The sequence below is a fragment of the Alkalihalobacillus sp. TS-13 genome, from assembly GCF_019720915.1.
GTDB lineage: Bacteria > Bacillota > Bacilli > Bacillales > Fictibacillaceae > Pseudalkalibacillus.
Genome location: NZ_JAHKSI010000001.1, coordinates 3,503,562 through 3,530,211, shown reverse-complemented (window position 1 = coordinate 3,530,211; position 26,650 = coordinate 3,503,562). Strand labels below are relative to the sequence as shown.

General features: G+C 41.5%; 24 protein-coding genes and 1 rRNA gene. 15 read left to right on the top strand and 10 right to left on the bottom strand.

Annotated features, from left to right (window positions below):
* From KOL94_RS16765 to dnaA, 9 genes are all read right to left on the bottom strand, one after another.
* Positions 1-393: ribosomal RNA gene (locus KOL94_RS16765) — 16S ribosomal RNA — on the bottom strand; the annotation flags it as partial.
* A 363-nt stretch (positions 394-756) separates the two neighbouring features.
* Positions 757-1,830 carry an HD-GYP domain-containing protein gene (locus tag KOL94_RS16760; protein WP_221567520.1) on the bottom strand — a complete coding sequence of 358 codons (1,074 nt, stop codon included), beginning with the start codon at positions 1,828-1,830 and terminating at the stop codon, positions 757-759.
* A gap of 153 nt (positions 1,831-1,983) precedes the next feature.
* Positions 1,984-4,566, bottom strand: coding sequence for a DNA gyrase subunit A (gyrA, locus tag KOL94_RS16755; protein ID WP_221567519.1), 2,583 nt, complete (start codon positions 4,564-4,566; stop codon positions 1,984-1,986).
* Positions 4,567-4,626: 60 nt separating this feature from the next.
* Entirely contained in the window at positions 4,627-6,549 is a 1,923-nt protein-coding gene (gene gyrB / locus KOL94_RS16750) for a DNA topoisomerase (ATP-hydrolyzing) subunit B (RefSeq protein WP_221567518.1), read from the bottom strand.
* Between the two features lie 66 nt (positions 6,550-6,615).
* A complete protein-coding gene (remB, locus tag KOL94_RS16745) occupies positions 6,616-6,870 on the bottom strand; it encodes an extracellular matrix regulator RemB (RefSeq protein WP_260412483.1) in 255 nt (84 codons plus the stop codon).
* A 23-nt stretch (positions 6,871-6,893) separates the two neighbouring features.
* Entirely contained in the window at positions 6,894-8,015 is a 1,122-nt protein-coding gene (gene recF / locus KOL94_RS16740) for a DNA replication/repair protein RecF (protein ID WP_221567517.1), read from the bottom strand.
* 14 nt (positions 8,016-8,029) lie between these two features.
* Complete coding sequence (gene yaaA, locus KOL94_RS16735) at positions 8,030-8,239, bottom strand: S4 domain-containing protein YaaA (RefSeq protein WP_221567516.1); 210 nt, start codon at positions 8,237-8,239, stop codon at positions 8,030-8,032.
* A 127-nt stretch (positions 8,240-8,366) separates the two neighbouring features.
* Positions 8,367-9,509 carry a DNA polymerase III subunit beta gene (dnaN, locus tag KOL94_RS16730; protein ID WP_221567515.1) on the bottom strand — a complete coding sequence of 381 codons (1,143 nt, stop codon included), beginning with the start codon at positions 9,507-9,509 and terminating at the stop codon, positions 8,367-8,369.
* Positions 9,510-9,850: 341 nt separating this feature from the next.
* Positions 9,851-11,206 (bottom strand): chromosomal replication initiator protein DnaA, encoded by a 1,356-nt coding sequence (gene dnaA, locus KOL94_RS16725; RefSeq protein WP_221567514.1) that lies wholly within the window; start codon positions 11,204-11,206, stop codon positions 9,851-9,853.
* A gap of 930 nt (positions 11,207-12,136) precedes the next feature.
* Here dnaA and rpmH point away from each other — a divergent pair.
* The 12 genes from rpmH to KOL94_RS16665 all read left to right on the top strand — a co-directional run bounded on the left by rpmH (position 12,137) and on the right by KOL94_RS16665 (position 22,960).
* The gene (gene rpmH, locus KOL94_RS16720; RefSeq protein ID WP_221567513.1) at positions 12,137-12,271 is read left to right on the top strand and encodes a 50S ribosomal protein L34; all 135 of its coding nucleotides are present in this window, start codon (positions 12,137-12,139) and stop codon (positions 12,269-12,271) included.
* Positions 12,272-12,471: 200 nt separating this feature from the next.
* Complete coding sequence (rnpA, locus tag KOL94_RS16715; RefSeq protein ID WP_221567512.1) at positions 12,472-12,822, top strand: ribonuclease P protein component; 351 nt, start codon at positions 12,472-12,474, stop codon at positions 12,820-12,822.
* A gap of 4 nt (positions 12,823-12,826) precedes the next feature.
* Positions 12,827-13,060, top strand: coding sequence for a membrane protein insertion efficiency factor YidD (yidD, locus tag KOL94_RS16710; RefSeq protein WP_221567511.1), 234 nt, complete (start codon positions 12,827-12,829; stop codon positions 13,058-13,060).
* Between the two features lie 42 nt (positions 13,061-13,102).
* Positions 13,103-13,879, top strand: a complete 777-nt coding sequence (spoIIIJ, locus tag KOL94_RS16705) for a YidC family membrane integrase SpoIIIJ (RefSeq protein WP_221567510.1) — start codon at positions 13,103-13,105, stop codon at positions 13,877-13,879.
* The gene (gene jag, locus KOL94_RS16700) at positions 13,876-14,496 is read left to right on the top strand and encodes an RNA-binding cell elongation regulator Jag/EloR (protein WP_221567509.1); all 621 of its coding nucleotides are present in this window, start codon (positions 13,876-13,878) and stop codon (positions 14,494-14,496) included. Before spoIIIJ ends, jag begins: the two co-directional genes overlap by 4 nt.
* 410 nt (positions 14,497-14,906) lie before the next feature.
* Positions 14,907-16,283 (top strand): tRNA uridine-5-carboxymethylaminomethyl(34) synthesis GTPase MnmE, encoded by a 1,377-nt coding sequence (gene mnmE / locus KOL94_RS16695; RefSeq protein ID WP_221567508.1) that lies wholly within the window; start codon positions 14,907-14,909, stop codon positions 16,281-16,283.
* A 25-nt stretch (positions 16,284-16,308) separates the two neighbouring features.
* A complete protein-coding gene (gene mnmG, locus KOL94_RS16690) occupies positions 16,309-18,198 on the top strand; it encodes a tRNA uridine-5-carboxymethylaminomethyl(34) synthesis enzyme MnmG (protein WP_221567507.1) in 1,890 nt (629 codons plus the stop codon).
* A 12-nt stretch (positions 18,199-18,210) separates the two neighbouring features.
* Positions 18,211-18,924 (top strand): 16S rRNA (guanine(527)-N(7))-methyltransferase RsmG, encoded by a 714-nt coding sequence (gene rsmG, locus KOL94_RS16685; RefSeq protein WP_221567506.1) that lies wholly within the window; start codon positions 18,211-18,213, stop codon positions 18,922-18,924.
* Between the two features lie 111 nt (positions 18,925-19,035).
* Positions 19,036-19,917, top strand: a complete 882-nt coding sequence (gene noc / locus KOL94_RS16680) for a nucleoid occlusion protein (protein ID WP_221567505.1) — start codon at positions 19,036-19,038, stop codon at positions 19,915-19,917.
* A gap of 440 nt (positions 19,918-20,357) precedes the next feature.
* Positions 20,358-21,119, top strand: a complete 762-nt coding sequence (locus tag KOL94_RS16675) for a ParA family protein (RefSeq protein WP_221567504.1) — start codon at positions 20,358-20,360, stop codon at positions 21,117-21,119.
* Positions 21,112-21,960, top strand: coding sequence for a ParB/RepB/Spo0J family partition protein (locus KOL94_RS16670; RefSeq protein ID WP_221567503.1), 849 nt, complete (start codon positions 21,112-21,114; stop codon positions 21,958-21,960). The genes KOL94_RS16675 and KOL94_RS16670 overlap by 8 nt, the downstream gene beginning before the upstream one ends.
* Positions 21,961-22,225: 265 nt before the next feature.
* On the top strand, positions 22,226-22,960 hold the full coding sequence (locus tag KOL94_RS16665) for a DUF554 domain-containing protein (RefSeq protein ID WP_221567502.1): 735 nt from the start codon (positions 22,226-22,228) through the stop codon (positions 22,958-22,960).
* A 52-nt stretch (positions 22,961-23,012) separates the two neighbouring features.
* On the opposite strand, the gene yyaC is transcribed toward KOL94_RS16665, so the two are convergent.
* Positions 23,013-23,633 (bottom strand): spore protease YyaC, encoded by a 621-nt coding sequence (yyaC, locus tag KOL94_RS16660; protein WP_221567501.1) that lies wholly within the window; start codon positions 23,631-23,633, stop codon positions 23,013-23,015.
* A gap of 101 nt (positions 23,634-23,734) precedes the next feature.
* Between yyaC and KOL94_RS16655 the strand changes: the two genes are divergently transcribed.
* The 3 genes from KOL94_RS16655 (at position 23,735) to ychF (ending at position 26,332) form a co-directional block, all read left to right on the top strand.
* Positions 23,735-24,751, top strand: coding sequence for a YkvI family membrane protein (locus KOL94_RS16655; protein ID WP_311775180.1), 1,017 nt, complete (start codon positions 23,735-23,737; stop codon positions 24,749-24,751).
* Between the two features lie 90 nt (positions 24,752-24,841).
* Positions 24,842-25,042 carry a DUF951 domain-containing protein gene (locus tag KOL94_RS16650; protein WP_221567499.1) on the top strand — a complete coding sequence of 67 codons (201 nt, stop codon included), beginning with the start codon at positions 24,842-24,844 and terminating at the stop codon, positions 25,040-25,042.
* Between the two features lie 192 nt (positions 25,043-25,234).
* Positions 25,235-26,332: a redox-regulated ATPase YchF gene (gene ychF, locus KOL94_RS16645; RefSeq protein ID WP_221567498.1), complete on the top strand. Its 1,098-nt coding sequence runs from the start codon at positions 25,235-25,237 to the stop codon at positions 26,330-26,332.
* Positions 26,333-26,650 lie beyond the last annotated feature (318 nt).

Sequence of the window (26,650 nt, the reverse complement as noted above, 5' to 3'; positions counted from 1 at the left end):
ACTTTCGTCCATTGCCGAAGATTCCCTACTGCTGCCTCCCGTAGGAGTCTGGGCCGTGTCTCAGTCCCAGTGTGGCCGATCACCCTCTCAGGTCGGCTACGCATCGTCGCCTTGGTGAGCCCTTACCCCACCAACTAGCTAATGCGCCGCGGGCCCATCTGTAAGTGATAGCCGAAGCCATCTTTTAATCCCCCTCTATGCAGAGGAGAATGTTATCCGGTATTAGCCCCGGTTTCCCGGAGTTATCCCAGTCTTACAGGCAGGTTGCCCACGTGTTACTCACCCGTCCGCCGCTGACCTCTGAGGAGCAAGCTCCTCGTTGGTCCGCTCGACTTGCATGTATTAGGCACGCCGCCAGCGTTCGTCCTGAGCCAGGATCAAACTCTCCAATAAATTGATTGGCATAATTGCCACTGAATTTATTGAGCATCGTTTGATTGCTCATTAAATGTAAAACTTAAAAATTGATCAGGGTTCTTATAAAAAGACCCGTTTCACGCTTGGCTTTTGTTCAGTTTTCAAAGAGCTGTTTTTCGCTGCCTCGTTTTTGAGGCGACTTAAATAATATAACATCTCTTAAAACATCCGTCAATAACTTTTTTGAAATTATTTTGTTGGTTGTTTTTAGAGCAACGGAAATAACTATATCATGATTCTTCAGCCTGTTCAACTATATTTTTAATAAATGTTAAGGAGGGAAAATAAATCCGTGAGTCTGGTGAACCCAAAAAAAGAAAGAGAAAATACTTCTCTTCCTTAGGTTAAAATGGTTTCGATATATAAGTCTGTTCGTTTCGTAAGTGCAATGATTTCATCCGCTCCATCAATTTTCACCATCGGACGGGTATGTGATTGGGGATCGATGAAGACGATCTCTCCAACCTGACCGTTCGTAAGTTCAACTTTGGTTCCTACCGAAAATGCAGTTAGTTCATTTACTAGAATGTTCAAGATCTTCGGATCGAATTTCCCGAAATGATCCATTTGCATTTGTTCGAGTACTTTGAATGGAGATTGTTTAGCCCGGTAAAGCCGTTCAGAGGTCATGGCATGGAAAACATCAGCAATGGCCGCAATGCGGCTGTATTGATTCAATTGACTTCCTTTTGTCCCTAATGGATAACCGCTTCCGTCTTCGCGTTCGTGATGCTGTAATACACTCAGTAGGACACTTTCTTTTATTCCTGTGAGGCTTTTCAACATTTTATAGCCGAGAATCGGATGTTGTTTCACTTCCTCGTATTCGGATTGCGTAAGGTTATCCTTTTTATAAAAGATCTTTGGCTGGATTTTCGACATTCCACAATCAATAAGAGCACCGCCTAATCCGAGTTGGATGATCTCCCCTTTTGAATAGGAGAGTTTCTTTGCTATAAATGATGAAATCAGCCCCACAGACACCGCATGATGATAAATATAATCCTGAGCCTCAGAAAAGTGATGCAGTGATAGGATCGTTTTCGGCTTGTCTAATGCAATTTCAAGAAGTGGAACGATTTCTAGACGAATCTGATAAAGATCAACTGCTGTACCAGCTTGCCAATTTTCAAACTGCTTTTTATACTGGATGACTGCTTTTTTATAAAGTGAATGAAAACCAGTGTTTTGTGTAGTGTTCGTCGCGCTGGATGTCTTATTTTCATCTTTTTGTTTTTTAGAAGCAGATTTTTGCGTCTTCACTTCAACCTCATTAATCGAAAATGCTTTCAACACTTGGATATGCTCCTCAATCAACTCCGTATCACGTGTAACGATTGGGCGACTCGTCAGGGAAAACACATCGTTTGTCAAAACTTCACCTGGATTTAAATTATGTACAAGTACCTTCAATAGACCCGTCCCCTTCTAAAAAGATAATTTTTTTGCGGATGAAGGCATGTAAAGCTCCATTGCCTGACCAGGACTCTTGTGCTTTCTTATCTCTATATATAGAAAAAAACAGAGTTCAAAAAACGGAGGAAAATGATTTTCCTCCGTCATTGGTTACTCTTCGGTTCCTTCATCTGATGAGGAATGATCGTCATTAGTTGTATCGGACGATTCTGCATCATCTTGAATAGGTTCTTCAGATGTTTCTTCTTCATTTGTTGCTTCGTCAGCTGGAGATTCTTCTCCTTCGATCTCTTCCTCTTCATCAACCTTATCGACGACAGCTATCGTTGCGACATCGACACCTTCGTTTATTTTGATTAATCGGACACCTTGTGTATTACGTCCATATTGAGAAATATCAGCGACTGACATTCGAATGACGATTCCCGTGGTCGTGATGAGCATGATTTCTTGCTCTTCATTGACGGTTTTCAGTGCAATCACTTTACCATTCCTGTCGGTGATGTTACATGTTCGTAGACCGACACCGCCACGTGATTGTACACGGTATTCTTCCATTGGCGTACGTTTACCGAATCCTTTTTCGGTAACTATCATGATGTCACGTTCTTCGTCTGTATCGAGAAGCTCCATCCCGATAACATAATCCTCTTCACGTAAGGAAATTCCTTTAACACCAGTTGCAGTTCTTCCCATTGAACGTACGTCGGTTTCATGGAATCGGACAGCCATTCCGCTATTTGTACCGATGATGATGTCTTTGTTGCCGTCTGTCAGTCTGACACCGATCAATTCATCTTCTTCACGGAGATTGATGGCAAAAAGCCCGCCGCGACGGATGTTAGCAAATGCGGAGAGTGGTGAACGTTTGCATATGCCATCCTTTGTCCCGAAGAAGAGATACCAGTCATCGACAAACTCTTCCACTGGAATGATCGCTGAAATCGATTCACCCTTTTCAATCTGCAGGAGATTGATGATTGGGATCCCTTTTGCAGTCCTTCCGAGTTCAGGAATTTCATATCCTTTTAGTCGATAGACCTTACCGAGGTTCGTAAAGAATAAGATTGTGTTATGTGTATTCGTCGATAGTAGATGTTCGACGAAGTCATCATCATTCGTTCCCATCCCCTGAATTCCTCGCCCTCCACGCCGTTGTGCACGGTAAGTGGATAAAGGAAGACGTTTAATATACCCATTATGTGTAACGGTGATCGCAATCTGTTGGCGAGGGATGAGATCCTCATCTTCTATTGCATTTTCACCGATTGTGATTTCTGTTCTTCGTTCATCATTGAATTTTTCTCTAATCTCTGTAAGCTCTGTACGGATGATTTCAAGAACCTTTTCTTCATCCGCCAATATCGCTTTTAGTTCAGCGATCAACTTCACAAGTTCATTGTATTCGTCTTCGATTTTATCTCGTTCTAAACCAGTAAGACGTTGCAGACGCATATCGAGGATCGCTTGTGCCTGCTCGTAAGATAACGAGAATTGTTCCATTAATCCTTCACGTGCGATATCTGTCGTACGTGAACCTCTGATGAGCGCGATGATTTCATCGATATGATCAAGCGCGATGCGTAATCCTTCAAGGATATGTGCACGTGCTTCAGCTTTTTTCAATTCGAAAATCGTACGTCGACGAATAACTTCCTGCTGATGCTTCAAATAATAATGAAGACATTCCTTCAGGTTCAAGACTTTCGGTTGTCCATCAACAAGGGCTAACAGGTTTATCCCGAAGCTTGTTTGAAGAGCTGTTTGCTTATATAAATTATTTAAAAGAACGTTAGCATTTGCATCTTTCCGGACTTCTATGACGATCCGCATACCGTTACGGTCCGACTCGTCACGAAGATCTGAAATCCCTTCAATACGTTTGTCTCGAACCAATTCAGCAATTTTTTCAATCAATTTCGCCTTGTTGACCTGGTAAGGTATTTCGTTGACGATGATCGATTTTCGGCCATTATCTTTTTCTTCAATATGTGCTTTAGCACGCGTCATGATCGATCCACGACCAGTCGTATAAGCACGACGGATACCTTCACGACCTAAAATTTCTCCACCTGTAGGGAAGTCTGGTCCAGGAATATACTCCATCAATTCTGGAATATCCATATCTGGATTTTTACTTAAAGCAAGAACACCATCAATGACTTCACCAAGCTGGTGAGGAGGGATATTGGTTGCCATACCGACAGCGATCCCTGCTGCACCGTTTACGAGAAGGTTCGGAAAACGTCCTGGAAGGACAACCGGTTCTTGTTCACTACCGTCATAGTTTTCCTTATAGTCAATTGTATCCTTTTGAATGTCACGGACCATTTCCATCGAAATTTTGGACATTCTCGCTTCTGTATAACGCATCGCAGCTGCTGCATCGCCATCAACAGAACCGAAGTTTCCGTGTCCATCAATCAGCATATTGCGATAGTTGAAATCTTGTGCCATACGTACCATCGCATCATAGACGGCTGAATCACCATGCGGATGATATTTACCAATTACTTCCCCGACGATACGTGCAGACTTTTTATACGCCTTGTCTGCTGTCATACCGAGGTCGTTCATTGCGTACAGGATACGGCGATGTACAGGCTTCAGGCCGTCTCTTACGTCTGGAAGAGCACGGCTGACAATAACGCTCATCGCGTAATCCATGAACGATGTTCTTATTTCATCGCTTATATTGATTTCTTTCTTTCGAGATTGTTCGATATCGGCCATTCCCGATTACCTCCAATTACACTTCATTTCTAACATGGTTTCTTTGATCACCTGTTGCGTCTATACATCAAGGTTTTTCACGTATTGTGCGTTCTCTTGTATGAAATCACGGCGTGGCTCAACCTTATCACCCATCAAGATCTCAAAGATCTCGTCCGCTTCAATAGCATCTTGCAACTCGACTTGAAGGGTTGTCCGCTCCTCAGGATTCATGGTCGTTTCCCATAGCTGGGTCGGGTTCATTTCTCCAAGACCTTTATAACGCTGCAAGGAAGGTTTCGGCGATTTGGAGATTTCATTCAATACGCGATCTTTTTCCTTATCGTTATAGGCATAGACCACTTTTTTGCCCTGTTGGATCTTATATAACGGCGGCTGTGCGATATAGACATATCCTTGTTCAATCAATGGACGCATATAACGATAGAAGAACGTAAGCAACAGCGTCCGGATATGTGCACCATCCGTGTCTGCATCCGTCATGATAATGATCTTGTGATAACGTGCTCTGGTTAGATCAAAATCTTCTCCAATCCCTGTTCCAAGAGCCGTAATGATTGCACGGATTTCGTTATTTGATAATATCTTATCCAATCTTGCTTTCTCTACGTTGATGATCTTTCCACGCAAAGGAAGGATCGCTTGGAAATGACGATCGCGCCCTTGTTTTGCGGAACCACCTGCGGAGTCACCCTCAACGATATACAATTCGGAAATGGAAGCGTCTTTCGATGAACAATCCGCTAATTTTCCTGGTAATGAAGAAACTTCAAGTGCACTTTTGCGGCGAGTCAATTCACGGGCTTTCTTTGCTGCAAGACGTGCACGCAGTGCCATGCTTCCTTTTTCTACAATCTGTTTCGCCACAGTCGGGTTTTCATAAAGGAATTGGGAGAACTTTTCCCCGAAAACAGACTCAGTAACAGTCCGCGCTTCAGCATTTCCAAGCTTCGTTTTCGTCTGACCTTCAAATTGTGGATCAGGATGCTTGATGGAAATGATTGCTGTAAGTCCTTCACGAACATCGTCCCCAGATAAGTTTCCATCTTCCTTGAGAAGGTTGTTCTTCCGTGCATAATCATTGATGACGCGGGTTAAAGAGGTCTTGAAGCCATACTCATGGGTTCCGCCTTCATGGGTATTGATATTATTTGCAAACGAATAAAGGTTGCTTGCAAAGCTGTCATTGTATTGGACAGCAATTTCCACAGAAATATCATCCCTCATCCCTTCGACAAAGATCGGTTCATGAAGGGATTCCTTCGTACGGTTGATGTGTTCCACGTAAGATTTTATTCCGCCTTCGTAATGGTACACATGTTCCACCGGTTCTTCTTCACGCTTATCCTCAGCAATGATTTTCAGTCCACGGTTCAAGAATGCAAGCTCTCTTAAACGGTTTGCCAATACCTCGAAGTCGTACTCCCGTGTTTCAGTGAAAATCTCCGGATCAGGGACGAAGTGTGTGATCGTTCCTGTAAAATCCGTTTCCCCTATGACTTTCAGGTCTGCTGCAGGGATACCACGGTGGAACTGTAGGTAATGGACCTTCCCATCACGATGTACTTTGACCTCAAGCTCAGTGGACAGTGCGTTTACGACTGATGCACCTACACCGTGCAGTCCTCCGGAAACCTTATAACCACCGCCGCCGAATTTACCACCGGCATGCAGAACTGTCATGATTACTTCTACAGCGGGGCGTCCTGTTTTTTCATGAGTTCCTACAGGAATTCCACGTCCATTGTCCTGAACAGTGATGCTGTTATCTTTTTCAACCGTTACACGGATCTCTGTACAGTATCCAGCTAATGCTTCATCGATGCTGTTATCGACAATTTCCCAGACGAGATGATGCAATCCTCGTTTGCTTGTAGAGCCAATATACATACCAGGACGCTTACGGACAGCCTCTAGTCCTTCGAGTACCTGTATCTGACTCTCATCATATGTTTGTTTTTCTGTACCTTGGTCAATACTCATTATTTTTCACCTGCTTCTTTTTTCGAACATCCATAAACAAAATAATCTATATGAGTTCTCCGGTTTTTAACCATTCAATAATTTTTCGAAGTTCTGATTGATTCTTGCTCTTCTTTTTAGAGTTACAGACGATAATGGTGATAAGAACACTTCTTCTGTCGTTAAAACAATGGATTTGATCAATTCAGGATTGATGACTTCCAACGTATCACCGCTTTTATGGTGATCTAGAAATTCTTTCGTTTCTTCAGATCCTTTCGCAATCTCATAATCGAAAATTGCAACAACATCCCTGGCTTGTACGACGACATTCTCTCCCAGATGTATAAACAGGATTGTTCACCTCACTTTATTAACGTCGCTGTCCCATGTTCGACATTGAAAAGACTTGCATCATTCAGTGTTTCGTGTTCAATTCCATCCACGCTTGTAGTCGTGACGAAGGTTTGTACTTTTCCTTGAATCGTGTTCAATAAATGGGATTGCCGACTGTCATCAAGTTCTGATAATACATCATCCAATAACAAAAGAGGGTATTCACCAACTTCAGATTTGATCAGTTCTATTTCAGCTAGTTTCAAAGAGAGAGCCGTTGTTCGCTGCTGCCCCTGGGAACCATATGTCTGAACATCCTTCCCATTAACATACAGCAGGAGGTCATCACGATGAGGACCAGCCATCGTCGTACCGCGATCGATCTCTTTCTCTTTTATTTTAGTAAATTTCTGATTATACTCTTCTATCATTTTCGTCATATCCGTCGATTCTGATACCTGTACCGAGGATTTGTATTCTATTTCAAGTGATTCATTACCTTTAGTGATCCCTGAATGGATCGGTGACGCCCATTCTTGCAGCATTTCCAGGAATTCATAGCGCTTGGAAACGATTTTCGCAGCATGTTCGACAAGTTGCTCTGTCAAAATATCAAGCATCACTTCCTGTTCGTTTTTTCGGCGTCGAGCTAAATCACGCAATAGATGATTCCTTTGTTGGAGAATCTTCTGATATTGACTTAAATGATGCAGATAGACTGGACTGATCTGGCCGATTTCCATATCAATAAAACGACGTCGCACCTGAGGGCTCCCTTTTACCAAGTTTAAATCCTCAGGTGCAAACATGACGATGTTCAATGAGCCGATATAGTCCGTCAGTCTCCGTTGTTCGATATGGTTATATTTCGCTTTTTTACCTTTTTGACTTATGACAATCTGTAAAGATAGCGGACCGTTCCTTTTTTGGACCCTACCTTCTATTTTACCATATTCACAGTCCCAGCGTATCAATTCTTTATCTCTCGGTGTCCTATGGGATTTCGCGAACCCCAAAACGTAGATCGCTTCCATAATATTCGTCTTACCCTGGGCATTTTCGCCAATAAAGACGTTCACATTATCTTGAAAACTGACTTCTTCACTTTCATAGTTCCGATAATTTTTCAGCTGCAGCTCTTTTAAATGCAAAGGGAAACCCCCATTCAACGTGTTACCACAAATGTTCCAGTATCCGGTATTGAAACGGTGTCCCCTTCATACAGCTTCCGTCCTCTGCGCTGTTCAGGTTCATCGTTTACAAAAACGTCATGTTCTGCCAAATACCATTTTACCATGCCGCCAGATTGAATCACATCCGCTTGCTTCAATAATTGGCCAAGGGTAATGAATTCTGTATTGATTTTGATTTCCATCTCATCTGCCTCCGATCTTGTCCTTCTATCATGTGCAAGAAAAGCTACTAGGACACTTATTATTGTCACTAGTAGCTCTTCAATCTACTTACTCCGTTAACACCAAAGGTCAGCTATTCTTCATCTATCAATAGGTTCGTACAGGTAAAATCAGTTGCTTAATTGTTTTCTCCTCGAGAGGTGTAAGTACGAAAGGTCTCATTGCTCCTGTAAACTGGATATGCACTTCAGAACAATCCATTGCTTTCAAAGCATCCATCATATATTTTGCACTAAAGGAGATTTTCAATTCATCTCCTTCGAAGGATTCTGTTGACACATGTTCGAATACTCTTCCGATTTCAGGAGAGTTTGAGGAAATTTCAATCTCGCCGTCGTCTAACGTCGAAAGTTTGACAACGTTGTTTCTTCCCTCTTTTGCAAGTAAGGAAGCACGATCAATGGCTTGTAAAAATTCTTTTGATGAAATCACCATTTCCGTTTTACTTTCATTTGGAATCAATTTTGATGTATCCGGGTAATTTCCATCCAATAATCTTGAGAAGAATAATATGTTCTTCGCTTTAAATAATACTTGGCTTTCTGTAAGGACGATATCGATCAATTCACTTGAATCATCAAGAATTTTGGATAACTCCGTCAAACTCTTTCCTGGAATGACGACATTTGAAAACTCTAATTCTTCTGACGTTGCTTCTACAGTTGCGACTCTAGATGCCAGCCGATGACTATCTGTTGCAACACAGTTCAATTCACCGTTTTCGATATGCCAGTTTACACCTGTCAATATCGGGCGTGTTTCTGAGGTGGACACTGCAAACACGGTTTGGCGGATCAATGTTTTCAGCAGGTCCGCTTGAACACTGAATTTATTATTTTCCTGTACTTCAGGCAATCTCGGATATTCCTGTGGATCCAATCCATTCAGATTGAATTCCGAAGAACCTGACCGGATCCTGGTTGCAAAGCGTTCAGATACCTCAAGTTCAATCTTTGAATCTGGTAATTTTTTTACGATTTCTGAGAAAAAGCGTGCTTGTAAGACAATGCTCCCTGGCTTTTCAACTTCCACATGTTCATAACCATCTTCTTCTGCAGGTATGAATCGTTCAATCGAGATATCAGAGTCACTACCTGTCAGCGTCACTCCATCTTCATGGGCTTCAATTTTAATCCCAGTCAGAATTGGAATGGTTGTACGAGTAGAAACAGCTTTCATCACATCTTGCACACTATCGACAAGCTGATCTCGGTTCATTACGAATTTCATGAATTCATTTCCTCCTCAGTTCCTGATAAAGAAAACTTAGCAAAGCCAAGCCAGTGTTAAACTTGGTTTCCAACGTTTCTTCAGCGTTTCCTCATTACTTGCTGAAAAGTTCTATATCCTAACCTGCAAAAAATTGTTTCCTGCAAATTAATTAGAATCTATTAAAATCAGGGACATATTATTCTTTAATAATAAATAAAAAAATAGTAGTAATAATAGTAGGCGCTGTGAGTTTGTGGATAAGTCGAAAGGTGTCGTTTTTACAAAGGTTGTCCACATGTGGATAGAATGTTGATAAAAACACGTTAATGATTCTAGTTATGCACATTCGTTCACAGCTGTTAGTTTTTCAACAAGTCTCGAATTTCTTTGATTTTGTTTTGAAAATGCTGATCGGTTGCTAATAATTTAGATATTTTTTCATGGGCATGAATCACTGTTGTATGGTCACGTCCACCAAATTCCTCTCCAATTTTCGGTAAAGAAAAATCCGTCATTTCTCTTGAGAGATACATCGCAATTTGTCGAGGGAACGCAACGGATTTCGTTCGTTTCTTTGCTTTAAAATCCTCTAATCGTACATTGAATTGTTCTCCGACCATTTCTTGAATATCATGTATCGTCAATGTTCGTGGTTTTGACGATGGAATGATATCTTTCAAAGCTTCTGCGGCAAGATCTGCATTCATATCCTGGTTGATGAGAGATGAATACGCGACCACACGGATCAGTGCACCTTCAAGTTCACGAATGTTGGTATCGATCTGATTTGCGATATAAAGCATCACTTCGTTCGGAATATCAAGACCTTCAGCTTTGGCTTTTTTACGAAGGATGGCGATACGTGTTTCAAGATCTGGCGGTGTGATGTCTGTGATCAAGCCCCATTCAAAACGTGAACGTAACCGATCTTCAAGTGTCGGGATTTCCTTAGGTGGTCGATCACTTGAGATGACAATTTGTTTGCTTTCTTCATGCAAAGCATTGAATGTATGGAAAAATTCCTCCTGAGTCTGTTCTTTTCCGGCCAAGAATTGAATATCATCAATTAATAAAACGTCAACATTCCGGAACTTATTACGAAAATCGACAGTCTTATTGTCACGGATGGAATTGATGAATTCGTTCGTAAACTTTTCAGAAGAAAGGTAGACTACTTTCGCACTTGGTTTATGATCAATGACATAATGACCGATCGCATGCATCAAGTGGGTTTTACCAAGTCCAACCCCCCCATAAATGAATAAGGGATTATATGCTTTTGCCGGAGCTTCGGCCACGGCAAGTGATGCAGCATGGGCAAATCGGTTACCAGAACCGATGACAAACGTATCAAACGTATATTTTGGATTCAACATGCTTTGCGTTATATTCTCGTCTGAGGCTTCTACTTCAACCTTCGCTTTCTTCTTCGCAGCCTGGTCAAGATCAAGCTCTTCTTGTGTCTGGTTCTGGGGAATGATGAATTTTACTGCGAGCTTCGTCCCAGTGATTGTATCTAAAGTCTCCGAAATCAAATTTGAATATCTGGATTCAAGCCAATCACGGGCGAATTCATTCGGTGCGGTAATGATAAGTGTATCATCTTGTAAGGAATGGGCGGTCGTCGATTTCAGCCATGTTTCGAAACTAGGTTTACTCAGTTTCGTTTCAATTTCGGCAAGTGCTTTGTTCCATAAATCTGTAATATTTTCCATCCTAACCCTCCTTTTTGTCGAATTTTAAGTATCAAATGAAGAGGATAACCTTGAAAAAAGTCACCCCATTGTGTCGAGTCCGTTCACAGCAAATGTGAATAACATTTAATATAGTAGAAACAGGGGATATATTCTATATACACAAATTTGTGGACAAGCTTATACACAGAGGTGTATGAATGTCCACATTTTTATCCACACGCTGTGGATAAACTGTTTATTCGAGGAAGTTTTGAACGAGTTAAAACACAATAATCATATCAAAAGGATTCAGTTGTTGCAATGAGTTTTTTGTGGTTATCCACAATTACAACACCTTGTGGAATATAGTTGTCCACAGCACTAGATTTTGTGTGTAATTTGTCGATAATGGATGTGGATAGTGAAAAATGTGTCGAAAAATTATCCACAACGTTTTCCAGAGTGATTTTTATTGGGAAAAGTCAGTGAACGTGAAGATTTTATATGGGTCTGTTTTTTTAAGGTTGTTTTCTAAATGTTTGTTGCTATTGAATACTGGTTTGCATTGATAAAGATGTGTATGGAAACCTGTGAGCGGTTGAAATATATGAGACTCCTATGGGAAAGCGAGCCAGGCGAGACCCCGCAGAGAGGAACGAACGAGGAGATTTGCGGATCGACCGTGGAAAGCGCGTTATTTCCGAGGCATAAAAGAACAACAAAATTCGAGACATTCCAGCGGGATCGCGGAGATGGAGTGAATTTCGAATCAACAATAAAAACTACCAGAGCCTGAATTGTAGATAAAAGAAGAACCAGACTATCTTCATAATCAAGACTGGAACCGCAGAGGTATATAATTTTCATAATAATAGAAAGATTGTTCCTGAACTTGACAGAAAGGTGAGATGTTCTTATAATTACTAGGACTGTCTAAATGTACTTGAAATCCTCGAGGAGGTGTAATAAATGAAACCTACATTTCAACCAAATAATCGTAAGCGTAAGAAAGTACACGGATTCCGTGCGCGGATGAGCACGAAAAATGGACGTAAAGTTCTAGCTCGTCGTCGTCAAAAAGGAAGAAAAGTATTATCAGCGTAGGCCACTGAATAAACAGTGGTCTTTTTTCACATGGATTTATTATTTGGCTTTGTTTGTTTTTTAATGTTGCTTTAGAAAAATGAAATTCGCTACACTCATGCGGATCGCCCGTGGAAAGGGAGGGAATTTCACAAAAATCAACAGTGAAGAATAACAGAGCCTATTATTAAAATGAAGAAGTAGTGTCGGAGTGAATCCGGATGAAGAAAAAATATCGGATCAAAAAAAATGAAGAGTTCCAGGCGGTATTCCGTAAAGGAGAATCATTCGCAAATCGCCAGTTTGTGATATATTACTTAAGAAAGCCTGATCAGGATTATTTCCGATTAGGTTTATCCGTAAGTAAAAAAATCGGAAACGCTGTCACTCGAAATCGAATAAAGCGCCTTGTTCGTGAAGCTTTTCATGAATTGGAAGAGAATATTAAGGACTCATATGATTATGTGATTATCGCAAGAAAACCTACTTCCTCAATGGATTTTCATGAGATTAAGAGCAGTTTGATCCATGTGATGAAACGTTCTAAACTTATGAAGGGACCAAGAGGATGATGGTATGAAATATATATTGATTGCATTGATTCAATTTTACCGGAAATGCATTTCACCCTTTACTCCGCCTTCATGTCGATTCTACCCGACTTGTTCATCTTATGGATTGGAAGCAGTCCAAAAACATGGTGCACTGGTAGGGGGATGGTTGGCTGCGAAGCGGATTTTGAAATGTCATCCGTTCCATCCAGGAGGATTTGATCCTGTACCTGAAAAGGAAAAGAAGGAACAGGGATAACCTTTTTTGAAGAAAGGTATCGTTGTAAGGAGGATTTAGCAAGTGAGAAAGAGAATAGGCTTATTAATTCCAGCCGTTTTGATGGTAATGTTCCTAGCAGGTTGTTCCCTTGATCAACCTATAACCAGTGAAAGTGATAGTTTTTGGGATAAGTATTTCGTTTATCCATTATCATGGTTGATCACTGAGGTTTCTGAGTTTTTTAATGGTAATTATGGACTTGGGATCGTTATAGTCACCATTTTGATTCGTACAGTACTTTTACCGCTGATGATCAAACAGACAAGAAGCTCGATCTCAATGCAAAGGATCCAACCGGAGATCAAGGCTTTGCGTGAAAAATACAGCTCGAAAGACCAGAAGACTCAACAGAAGTTACAACAAGAAACGATGCAGATGTTCCAAAAACATGGTGTCAATCCATTGGCTGGCTGTATGCCGTTGATTATACAAATGCCGATCTTATTAGGCTTTTATCATGCGATCATGCGGACAGAAGAGATTGCGAATCATAACTTCCTTTGGTTCGACCTTGGAAATCCTGATCCAATCTATTTGTTACCGTTGATTGCTGGATTAACAACATACTTACAGCAACGTATCATGATGGGTGGAACAGACAGCATGGAAGCCAACCCGCAGATGAAGATGATGCTATATATCATGCCGATCATGATCGTCGTATTTGCGGTTACATTTCCAGCTGCACTTTCCCTATATTGGGTAGTCGGTAACATATTCATGATTGCACAAACCTATTTTATTACACTTCCTATGAAAAATAAGGAAAGTAATGCTACGGGGGGCGCGAAAAAGTGAAGCAAGTAACGATAACGAGCAAGTCAGTAGAAGAAGCAGTAGAAGAAGCTTTAACTCAACTGCAAACATCTAAAGATAAAGTTGAAATTGAAATCATCGAAGAATCCAAGAAAGGGTTTCTTGGGTTAGGTTCTAAACCGGCAACAGTAAAAGTGACAGTCAATGCAGATCCATTGGAAGATGCTATTCAATTCCTGAAGAAGGTAGCATCTAAAATGGGTGTTGAAGTTACTGTCACGGTAAAAGAAGATGAAGATGGTACGATCCTCGAAATGGAAAGTGAGAAGATCGCGATCCTGATTGGAAAGCGCGGTCAGACTTTGAATGCGTTGCAGTATCTCACAAACCTGGTGGCGAATAAATCTTCAGATGAATTCAAACGTATTATCTTAGATGCAGAGAACTACAGGGAGAGAAGGAAAGAAACTCTCGAAAAACTTGCTCATCGTTTAGCTTCAAAAGCGCTAAAAATCAATAAAAAGGTATCCCTTGAACCGATGCCTTCCATGGAACGAAAAGTCATTCATATGACATTGAAGTCAAACAACAAAGTACAGACTTCATCGGAAGGCAGCGAACCGCATCGAAGGGTTATCATCAGTCCGACAAACGAATAACAGAGTTTGTTTAATGAAGTGCCCAGCTTCTCGAAAAGAGAGCCGGGCACTTTTTTAGTTCTACTACAGTACTTCGAAGTGGAGTCAGAGGAATGATTTTGTAGATAAATCTTGTTAGTTAAGCTGACCTTATAATTTAATCTGAACGTTTACACTTTTCTTCCTCCCAAAGATAAAGATTGATTCTTGTCTGAGAAAGAACTAAACTAGTTAGTTGTGGATAATTCAAAAAACACACAAGAATTCTGTTTGGAATTATCCACTGTGGATAAATACTGATAAGAGACGTTAATAAAATACAATACTGAATGTGCATAACATTTCGAGAATTTATAGATAAGCGAAAGTATGCTATTCTATTGAGTTAGGAAGCATGATTCGGGAAACGATAAAGAAAAGAGGTGAAATCCATGGAAGGAGATACGATAACCGCGATATCGACACCAATGGGGGAAGCGGCAATCGCGATTGTCCGATTGAGTGGAGATCAAGCACTTGATATCGCAGATAAAATGTACCAGGGAAAACAGGCTTTGAAAGAGGTAGATAGCCATACGATCCATTATGGTTATATCGTTGACCCTGATACAAATGAAAAAGCTGAAGAAGTAATGGTGACGGTTATGAAGGGTCCGAAAACGTTCACTCGTGAAGACGTGGTCGAAATCAACTGTCATGGGGGGCTCGTCTCTGTCAATCGGGTCTTGGAAATTGCTTTGAACAGCGGAGCCCGTTTAGCTGAACCAGGTGAATTTACCAAGCGTGCTTTTTTGAACGGAAGAATCGATCTTTCGCAAGCAGAAGCGGTCATGGATCTGATACGGGCAAAAACAGACAGAGCTATGAATGTCGCGCTCAACCAGATGGAAGGACGTCTATCAAAGCTTATCCAGAAGCTTCGACAAACATTGCTTGAGACCGTTGCGCATGTAGAAGTGAACATAGATTATCCAGAGTATGATGCTGAAGAAATGACCCACCAGCTGCTGACCGAAAAATTAGGATATGTAAAAAGGGAAATCGAGTCGTTGCTACAAACAGCAGAGCAAGGGAAAATCCTGAGGGAAGGTCTATCAACAGTCATCATTGGAAGACCAAATGTCGGTAAATCTTCGTTGTTGAACAGTTTGGTCCATGAAAACAAAGCAATCGTGACAGATATTCCTGGTACGACAAGGGATGTTATTGAAGAATATGTGAATGTAAGAGGGGTCCCATTACGGCTTGTTGATACGGCAGGGATTCGGGAAACGGAAGACATTGTAGAACGGATCGGGGTCGAACGTTCTCGCCAAGTGTTGAAAGAGGCTGACCTGATCTTATTGCTGCTGAATTATGGTGAATCCTTAACTGAAGAGGATAAGAAGTTGTTTGAAGCTGTCGAAGGAATGGACGTCATTGTCATCGTCAATAAAACCGATTTGAACCAAGAAATCGACATGGAAGAGGTACGGGAATTAGCAAAAGATCATCCTATCGTCTCTACCTCAATAAAAGAGGAAGAAGGAATCGATAAGCTCGAAGAATCGATAAAAGAACTCTTTTTTACTGGAAATGTAGAGGCGGGAGATATGACGTATGTTTCTAATTCACGTCATATCTCACTATTGAAACAGGCGAAACGCTCTCTAGAGGATGCTTTTGCAGGGATCGAGGCAGGACTTCCAGTAGATATGGTACAAATCGATATTACAAGGACTTGGGAAATACTAGGAGAGATCATTGGGGATTCTGTATCAGAAAGTTTGATTGATCAGTTGTTTTCTCAATTTTGTCTCGGGAAATAATTTAGGAACAATAGGAGGTTCCACTATGAAACAATATGATGCAGGCACGTTTGATGTCATCGTCGTAGGTGCCGGTCATGCAGGGGTAGAAGCGGCGTTAGCTTCTGCAAGGATGGGTGCGAAAACACTCGTCTTGACATTGAATTTGGACACGATTGCATATATGCCATGTAACCCGTCTGTCGGAGGACCTGCCAAAGGGATCGTCGTGCGTGAAATCGATGCGCTCGGTGGAGAAATGGCGAGGAACATTGACAAAACACATATCCAAATGAAAATGCTGAACACAGGGAAAGGTCCTGCTGTAAGAGCACTGCGTGCGCAGGCGGATAAATTTCTGTATCAGAACGAAATGAAAAAAACGTTGGAACAGGAAGAAAATTTGACTCTCCGCCAGGGAATGGTCGAAGAGTTGATTATAGAAGACGGAATCTGTAAAGGTGTTGTAACGAAAACAGGGTCTGCTTATTATGCAAAAACAGTCGTCGTTACGACAGGCACCTATTTGAGAGGAAAAATCATCATTGGTGAATTGACGTATGAAAGCGGACCGAACAATATGCAGCCTTCTATCAATCTTTCTCATAATTTGAAAAAACTTGGCTTCAACATGGTCCGTTTCAAAACTGGGACCCCACCAAGGGTCAATTCTCATACGATTGATTATAGCAAGACGGAAATCCAGCCAGGCGACGATGTTCCGCGAGCCTTTTCATATGAAACGACTGAATTTATCATGGATCAGATCCCGTGCTGGTTAACCTATACTGGTGAAGTTACACATGAACTTATCAATAACAATCTCGAGCGGTCACCAATGTATTCCGGTATGATTGAGGGGACAGGACCGCGCTATTGTCCGTCAATCGAAGACAAGATTGTCCGGTTCAACGATAAGCCTCGCCATCAGATTTTCCTTGAACCAGAAGGGCGCAATACAGAAGAGGTCTATGTACAAGGACTATCGACAAGTCTTCCTGAGGATGTGCAACGCAACATGTTGAAATCCATTCCAGGACTTGAAAAAGCGGAAATGATGCGTGCAGGATATGCCATTGAATATGATGCGATCGTACCGACACAGTTATGGCCATCACTCGAAACAAAGCTCGTGGAAAATCTGTTTACAGCTGGCCAATTAAACGGCACGAGTGGTTATGAAGAAGCAGCCGGTCAAGGAATCATGGCGGGCATAAACGCTGCACAAAAGGCGAAAGGGGAAGAACCGGTCATTTTAGATCGATCCGAAGCCTATATCGGTGTCCTGATTGATGACCTTGTCACAAAAGGCACGAATGAACCTTATCGACTGCTGACATCAAGAGCCGAATACCGTTTACTTCTGCGTCACGATAATGCTGATCTTCGATTGACGGAAAAAGGCTATGAAATCGGATTGATTCCTGAAGATCGCTACCAACGATTCGTGTATAAAAAAGAACAGATTGCCAAGGAAATCGATCGACTTGAGCATACCTCGGTCAAACCTGATGAAAACACACAAATCATCCTTGAAAAAGCGGGCAGCAGTGCATTGAAGGAGCCGATGAGCGCAGCTTCGCTATTGAGAAGGCCAGAAATCACTTATGATGTGATTAAGGAAATTGCTCCGGCTGAAACTGAACTTCCTGATGTAGTCGGGGAACAAGTCGAGATTCAGACCAAGTATGCTGGCTATATTGATAAACAACTACAACAAGTTGAAAAAGTGAAGAAGATGGACGAAAAGAAAATCCCGGAAGACATCGATTATTCTGCGGTCAATGGTCTTGCGACAGAAGCAAAGCAAAAACTTGCCGAGGTACGTCCTTTGTCAGTAGGTCAGGCATCAAGGGTGTCTGGGGTCAATCCTTCAGATATTTCGATTCTGCTTGTCTATCTCGAACAGGGGAAGATCGCTAAACTTGCAAAATAACGGGGGACTCTCATGAACAGTGAACTGTTTCAACGAAAGCTGGAGGAGGAAGGAATCAGCCTTTCTCCTGAACAGCTTCTACAATTTGATACATATTTCAAGACATTAGTAGAGTGGAATAAAAAGATGAATCTGACTGCGATTACCGATGAAGAAGGGGTCTATCTGAAGCATTTCTATGATTCCATTTCCGCAGCATTTCACTTCGATTTCAATCACATCGTAACGATTTGTGATGTTGGTGCAGGAGCAGGCTTCCCAAGCATCCCACTGAAGATTTGCTTCCCACATCTCGATTTGACGATCGTCGATTCTTTGAAAAAACGCATTACATTCTTAGAACATCTTTCCCAGGAACTAGGATTGAAACACGCACATTTTTACCATGATCGTGCCGAAACGTTTGCCAGGAGGAAAGAGCACAGAGAACAGTATGACCTTGTTACTGCTCGTGCTGTGGCACGGATGTCGGTCCTTACAGAACTATGTATACCTCTTGTAAAACAGGATGGTACATTCTTAGCGATGAAAGCAGCGAACGCGAAGGATGAACTGGAGGATGCGAAGCGTGCGATCGGACAATTAGGCGGTGAATTGGACCGAGTCGAACAGTTCTTGCTTCCGATTGAAGAGAGTGAACGCAATCTTATTTTTATCCGAAAACAAAAATCGACACCGAAAAAATTCCCTAGAAAACCAGGGACACCAAACCGGAATCCGCTATAGTTTCACGTGAAACATTCAGATTTTGTCGGAATAAAGATGATGGTTACTAAAGGAAAAGAGATTCAATCTGTAGAATGTTCTATATGGAGTTTGATAAAGGTGGTGTGAAAGATGAAACATCCGTTTTCACGATTGTTTGGTTTAGGAGAAAAATCTTCAGAAGCTGAAGTGGAAGAGGGAATGGTAGAAGAACAAGAAGAGTTCAGTGGAAACGAAGAAGTGCTTCAAATACCTATCGAAGAGATTGTGCCAAACCGATATCAACCACGTACGGTCTTTATCGACGAACGAATCGAAGAATTATCACAAACGATCAAAACCCACGGAATTATCCAACCGATCGTCGTACGAAGAAGAGATGATAAATATGAGATCATAGCGGGTGAACGTCGTTATCGTGCAGTCCAAAAACTAGGTTGGGATTCCATTCCTGCGATTGTCAAAGAATTCAACGAATCGCAAACAGCATCGATTGCATTGATTGAAAACCTGCAGCGTGAAGAATTATCGGCAATCGAAGAAGCAACAGCCTATGCGAAGTTGATTGAAATCCATGGCCTGACCCAGGAAAGCCTTGCGCAGCGTCTTGGAAAGGGGCAGTCTACGATTGCAAACAAGCTTCGTCTATTGAAGCTGCCTGAAGCTGTTCAGCATGCACTTTTAAATAAAGAAATCACAGAGCGCCATGCTCGAGCGCTGATCTCGTTGAAAGTCCCTGAAAAACAGGAAAAAGTCCTCTCAGAAATCAAAGAGCGAAGTCTGAACGTGAAACAAACAGAAGAACGTATCAAACAACTCATGGAATCAGAAGACACTGATAAGAAACGGAGAATGAAACCAAAGCGAAAGTCTGTCAGTAAGGATACTCGGCTCGCTCTGAATACGATCCGTCAATCGATCGATATGGTTCACCAGACTGGCCTGACGATTGATACAGCTGAAGAAGACCATGATGAGTATTATCAGATTACGATCAAGATCCCTAAAAAATAATAGGAATGTAATAGAAAAATCTTTAAGTGAAATTTGCGGCATTCCCTGTGGATAACCAGAATGGCGCAAAAATCAATATTTAGAAAGAGCTGTTAAGTTATGACTTCTCCAAAAGGGCTGGAGAAACATAACCTGGACAGCTCTTTTTTCGCATTCGCGGTAATTGGGAATCGTTATTACCCAAAGAAATGGCATTTATATCTACCTATTCCGGATGAAAACGTACTAAAATTCAGTCAATTTTCGAAACCTTTAAGGGTTTCTTCTTTTATAGGCTCTGTTATCGGACTTTATTGATTTAAAGGGGAAGTTGCGACACTCCTCAAGGAAAGGGAGCCAGGAGAGACTCTTTTGTATTTCTTTCGACAAAAAATCATTCCTCCTCATATATTCATGATAAAATAAAATCAAAGTAGTGTAGTGTAAGGGTAGGTGACATAGTGGCGAAAGTCATAGCAATTGCCAATCAGAAAGGCGGGGTTGGCAAAACAACCACATCTGTGAACCTAGGTGCTTGTTTATCGTATCTAGGGAAGAAAGTTTTACTCATTGATATTGATCCTCAGGGAAACGCCACAAGTGGTGTAGGAATCGATAAAGGGGATATTGATCAGTGTATTTACGATGTTCTTGTAGATGATGTCGATGCACGAAAAGTGGTACAACAGACAAATGTTGAAGGGTTATCTGTCATTCCTTCTTCTATTCAGCTAGCTGGTGCTGAGATTGAACTCGTACCGACAATTTCACGTGAAGTCCGGTTAAAACGTGCCATTGAGCATATAACCGATCAGTTTGACTACATAATTATTGATTGTCCACCATCACTCGGTCTTTTGACAATCAATTCATTGACTGCAGCAGATGCTGTACTCATACCGGTGCAATGTGAATATTATGCGCTGGAAGGATTGAGCCAATTGCTTAATACAGTAAGGCTGGTCCAGAAACATTTGAATAAAAATCTCATGATCGAAGGTGTTTTGCTTACGATGTTCGATGCAAGAACGAACCTTGGTATGCAAGTAATCGATGAAGTGAAGAAGTATTTCCAGGAAAAAGTCTATGGTACTGTGATTCCTCGAAATGTCCGTTTAAGTGAAGCGCCCAGCCACGGGAAACCGATCATCATCTATGATCCCAAATCCCGGGGAGCTGAAGTTTATTTAGACCTCGCAAAGGAAGTGATGACGAATGGCTAGAGGATTAGGGAAAGGATTCAATGCGTTATTTCCAGCTAACGAGTTAGAGACGGAACATGAGATTCAAGAAATCAAATTAAGTGAAATACGTCCAAATCCTTATCAACCCAGGAAAACGTTTGATCAAAAAGCCATCGATGAATTAAAAGAATCTATTGAAATGCACGGTATTCTCCAGCCTATTGTCGTCCGTAAAAGCATCAAGGGTTATGAAATCGTTGTCGGAGAGCGCAGGTACCGTGCAGCAAAGGAATCAGGACTTGAAAGTATACCTGTCATCATCAAAGATCTGAATGAACAGAAGATGATGGAACTCGCTCTGATAGAGAATTTGCAGAGGGAAGATTTGAATCCGATCGAAGAAGGACAAGCTTATGCAAGCTTGATGCAAGAACTAGAACTGACCCAGGAGCAGTTAGCACATCGTCTAGGAAAAAGTCGTCCTCATATCGCCAATCATTTAAGGTTGTTGCAATTGCCTTCGCTGGTTCAACAATTGTTATCCGAAAAAAAATTATCGATGGGGCATGGAAGGGCGCTACTTGCAGTCAAGAACAAAAGCAAAATTAGTCCGCTTGTGCAACGGATTGTAAAGGAAAATCTAAGTGTACGTCAGGTAGAAATGCTCGTACAAAAAATGAATGAAAATGTTTCACGTGAAACAAAGAAACGAAAACCTGAAAAAAATGTGTTTGTAAAAGAAAAGGAAGAAACACTCCGTGAACGGTTCGGTACTTCTGTTTCTATTAAACAGACGAAACAAAAGGGAAAAATTGAAATTGATTTTTTCTCAAAAGATGACCTCAACCGTATATTAGAAATGCTAGAAGGAAAAATGTAGGAGAGACCATCGGATACGATGGTTTTTTCTTTGCATATGGCTGTTTTCTAAAAGTTTGTTGCTAATGGAATGTTGTAAAGGAAAGTACTGATCGCTTATGGAAGTGGAAATATGTGAGACTCCTGCGGGACAGCAAGCTAAGCGAGACCCCGTAAGTGATTAAGAGTACTTTTAAATAACTAAAGTTACATTCGTTTTGAATTTTTTCCCTTAATGGTATGATAGATTGAAACATTTCGAACAGATAAAGAAAGTAGGGAGCCCCATGGTTTTACTTGGAACAATTGTAAATGGGTTGGCAATTGTAGTTGGAACCGCACTTGGGCTCATTTTCACCAAAATTCCAGAAAGCACGAAAACAACTGTCTTACAGGCAATGGGCCTTGCAGTTGTTCTTTTAGGGTTGAAAATGGGTTTCGAGAGCAATCATATTCTTCTTGTCATCATCAGTCTTGCGATTGGGGGAGTCATTGGTGAAAGTTTACGCTTGGATGATCATTTGAACCGTTTAGGCTCATGGATCGAAAGAAAAGCTGGAGCAAAGAAAGAAGGTAGCGTTGCAAAAGCATTCGTAACAGCGACATTGGTCTTCGTCATTGGTGCACTTTCAGTCGTCGGGGCATTAGATAGCGGTCTCCGGCTTGATCATGAAGTTTTATATACGAAATCGTTGATTGATGCGTTTATTTCGATGATATTCACGACCACGATGGGTTTCGGTGTCATTTTTTCTGCAATCCCTGTCGTTTTATATCAAGGATCAATCGCTTTACTTGCAACACAAATCCAGAACTTATTTAATCCTCAGCAACTTCAAACATTAATTACGGAATTGACCGCGACTGGGGGAATACTTATTTGTGCCATCGGGCTTAATTTGTTGAAGGTACTCCATGTAAAGGTATTAAACCTTTTGCCAAGCTTGCTGGTCGCAGCAGTTCTTGTCTATCTCCTTCAATATAAACAAGCTTTCTTGAATGTATTTTCTTTTATTATATAAATGTAAAGATCAAGAAAGGGTGCTGATTGATGTCAGCACCCTTTTACTGTGGTCATTGTAATTCGGCTAGGTCATTCGTATAAGTCGCTTCAGCAGTAGCGCGTTTTTGGAAGCTGTTTCGTACACTGGCCAAATAGATGCCCTCCGCAATCAAATCAGCCATTTTCATCACTAAATTTAAGCGCGTATTTTGGAGAACAAAATATTCCATAAATCCACTGACATTGACAATCCCGGTAAGATGGATGTCCCCGACGGGAGGCAGTTGCTTCTTTACAGCCGCTCCAGGTTTCACTGGACCTTCTCCTAAAGAGACCATTCCGACACTGCTCAATTTCCCGAGACATGCATCGATTCCGATGATGAACGGATTGAGGTGTTTGCCTTTGATTTCTTCCAAACGTTCCTCAAGGTTTACTGCATGAACTGGCTCTTCGAGGGTCCCATACACTTCATAATGAGCCGAGTGCTTTGCTTTCAATTTCGTACCGACTAGTGGTCCTAATGAGTCTCCAGTTGAACGATCGGTTCCGATACAAACGATGACGATCGGTCTTGATGGTGGAAGAAGCTTGACTAGATTACGGGTGACTTCTTGAATCGCATCCTGGTCTTCATGATGAATTTTATATTGAAACGGTTTTTTTGAAAGTAATCTCCGTTTTAGATTCATAGGACCCTCTCCTTTGTAATAGTAGTATCAGTATACGGATAAAATTTGGACTCTATACATAAATCCGATAAATACTAAACGTTAGGGAGGATAAAGAATTGGTGCGATCAGGATTGCAATGGATGTTCCTAATCTTAGGAACCGTAATAGGAGCAGGATATGCCTCAGGAAGAGAACTGTGGCAATTTTTTGGGCAAGAAAGTGTACTTGCCATCGTCTTGTTTTCCCTATTGTTCAGTTTTTGTTGTTACGTGATCATGTCAATGGGTTATGAGCAGAAAACGATCCATTACCGACCCGTTTTAGAAAGATTGATTGGAACGAGAGCGAGCGGACTATTCGATATATTGATCATCCTGTATTTATTCTCAACCACAGTAGTCATGCTGGCAGGTGGAGGAGCTACCTTGCATACCTTCCGGGTTCCCTATTGGGCTGGTGTCTTATTCATCGTCACTTTGCTCGTCTTATTATTCTTTTGGGATGTGGAAGGGATGATATCCATGAACGCATTCGTCATCCCGATACTGGTCATTTTGTTATTATTCGTTTTATTTTTATTCACAAAGAATCACATGGATCAGTTTCCAATCGATTTGCGCCACCAATCTAATTGGCCGTCAGCTTTTACATTTACGGCACTTAACATTTTACCTCTCATAGCTGTTTTATCAGCGGTAGGGAACCAGATTCACCATAAAGGAGAAATTCTCATAGCAAGCATTGGTAGCGGGGTCGTCCTTGGCGGTATTTCGCTTTTGTATAACCAATCGTTGATTTCCATTGCAAATGAGATCATGCTTTATGAAATTCCATTGTTTGGGATTTTGAAACATTACCCTTATTTCTGGGTGTTGATCATGTCGATTCTCTTATGGATTGCGATTTATACGACAGCAGCATCCGGCGTATTTGGAATTGTTTCGAGATTCCGCAATAAAACCGCAATGCCGTTATGGTTAATGAGTGCGGTCTTGCTGGTGGTCATGATGCCATTGACAATCTTCGGTTTTTCGACTCTTATAGCGGTTTTATACCCGATTTACGGGATCGTTAACCTCTACATTTTAGCAGCGATCATCCTTCAGCCGTTCTTGAACCGTGCCGAAAAAACATAAGGTGTTGAAGTATCTTGCGTATAGAGCACATCCTTTGTAATATAGAAGTAACGTAATAGCCGATGGATATAGACTGGAGGGACAGATGCTATGAGTCAGACAAAAGAGTTTGATCTTAATGATATAGTCGAAATGAAAAAACCTCATCCTTGTGGGGAAAATCACTGGAAAGTAATCCGGTTAGGTGCTGACATACGAATCAAGTGTATGGGATGCGAGCATAGTGTCTTACTTCCGAGAAGAGAATTCGTTCGAAAGTTGAAGAAAGTGATCACTACGGATAAAGAGTAAGCCATCGAGGCTTGCTTTTTAATTTGGCGTAAGTAAGGTGTGAATGTTTCACGTGGAACATCATGAGATCTTATAACGTTAAACGAAAGGATGAGTTGATCGGACGCGCTTTCTACTCTTGTCTTTTTCAGCACTTCTCTCTATAATTGGAAAAGATGTATAACAGGTGGACAACCAAAGGAGTGTATATAGATGGCTTTAACAACTGGAATCGTGGGATTGCCTAACGTAGGAAAATCTACTTTATTTAATGCGATCACACAGGCTGGAGCGGAAAGTGCGAATTATCCGTTTTGTACAATCGATCCAAATGTAGGGATTGTAGATGTACCAGATCATCGTTTGCAGAAACTAACTGAACTGGTGAATCCGAAAAAAACAGTGCCTACACATTTTGAATTCACTGATATTGCCGGGATTGTAAAAGGTGCAAGTAAAGGAGAAGGGCTTGGGAACCAATTCTTATCCCACATTCGTCAGGTCGATGCAATTTCCCATGTCGTCCGTTGTTTTGAGGATGATAACATCACTCACGTATCAGGGAAAGTCGATCCGATCGATGATATTGAAACAATTAATCTCGAACTGATCTTTGCTGATATGGAAACGGTTGAAAAGAGAATCGCAAGGGTTGAAAAACTGGCACGTCAAAAAGATAAAGAAGCCTCTTATGAATTCGAAGTCTTATCAAAATTGAAGACCGCTTTTGAAGAGGAGAAATCAGCACGAAGTGTAGAATTGACGAAAGAAGAAAAGAAACTTGTACATGGTCTTCATCTTCTTACTATGAAACCTGTCCTTTATGTAGCGAATGTTGGAGAAGACGACTTGCTCGAAGGCGGTAATGAGCTTGTTGAACGGGTTAGGGATTATGCAGCTAACGAAAATGCAGAAGTGATCGTCATCAGTGCGAAAGTTGAATCAGAGATTGCCGAACTAGATGGGGAAGAAAAGGAAGCATTTTTAGAGGAGCTTGGAATTGAAGAGAGCGGATTGGACCAATTGATCCGGGCAGCTTACAATCTACTCGGTCTAGCTACGTATTTCACTGCTGGTGAACAGGAAGTAAGAGCTTGGACGTTTAGACAGGGAACGAAAGCACCTCAAGCTGCAGGCATCATCCATACCGATTTCGAACGTGGATTCATCCGTGCGGAAGTCGTTTCTTATGATGCATTGGTAGAAGCAGGTTCAATGGCAGTCGCTCGTGAGAATGGAAAAGTCCGTCTAGAAGGAAAAGACTATGTTGTTTTGGATGGAGATGTCATCCACTTCCGATTCAATGTTTGATATAAAGTAGTTCAATAAAACCCGACCGAGCAAGATAGCTTCCGGTTGGGTTTTTGTAAAAAGAGGGTCAAGATCTTTACGGTGGGTACTGGCTTCTTCAGAATTGATTTCACACGAAATTCACGACACTCCTGCGGGAACAGCGAGCCAGGCAAGACCCCACAGCGAACGCACAAGTGAGCGAGGGGGCTTGCGGTTTGCCCGCGGAAAGGGAGTGAATTTCGAAGAAATCAACCGCATTATTTAAAGATCTCCCACAGTACTTGTTCATGTACTTGACCCAATTAATCCCTAATCTTTCCTTGTGATTGCTTGGAC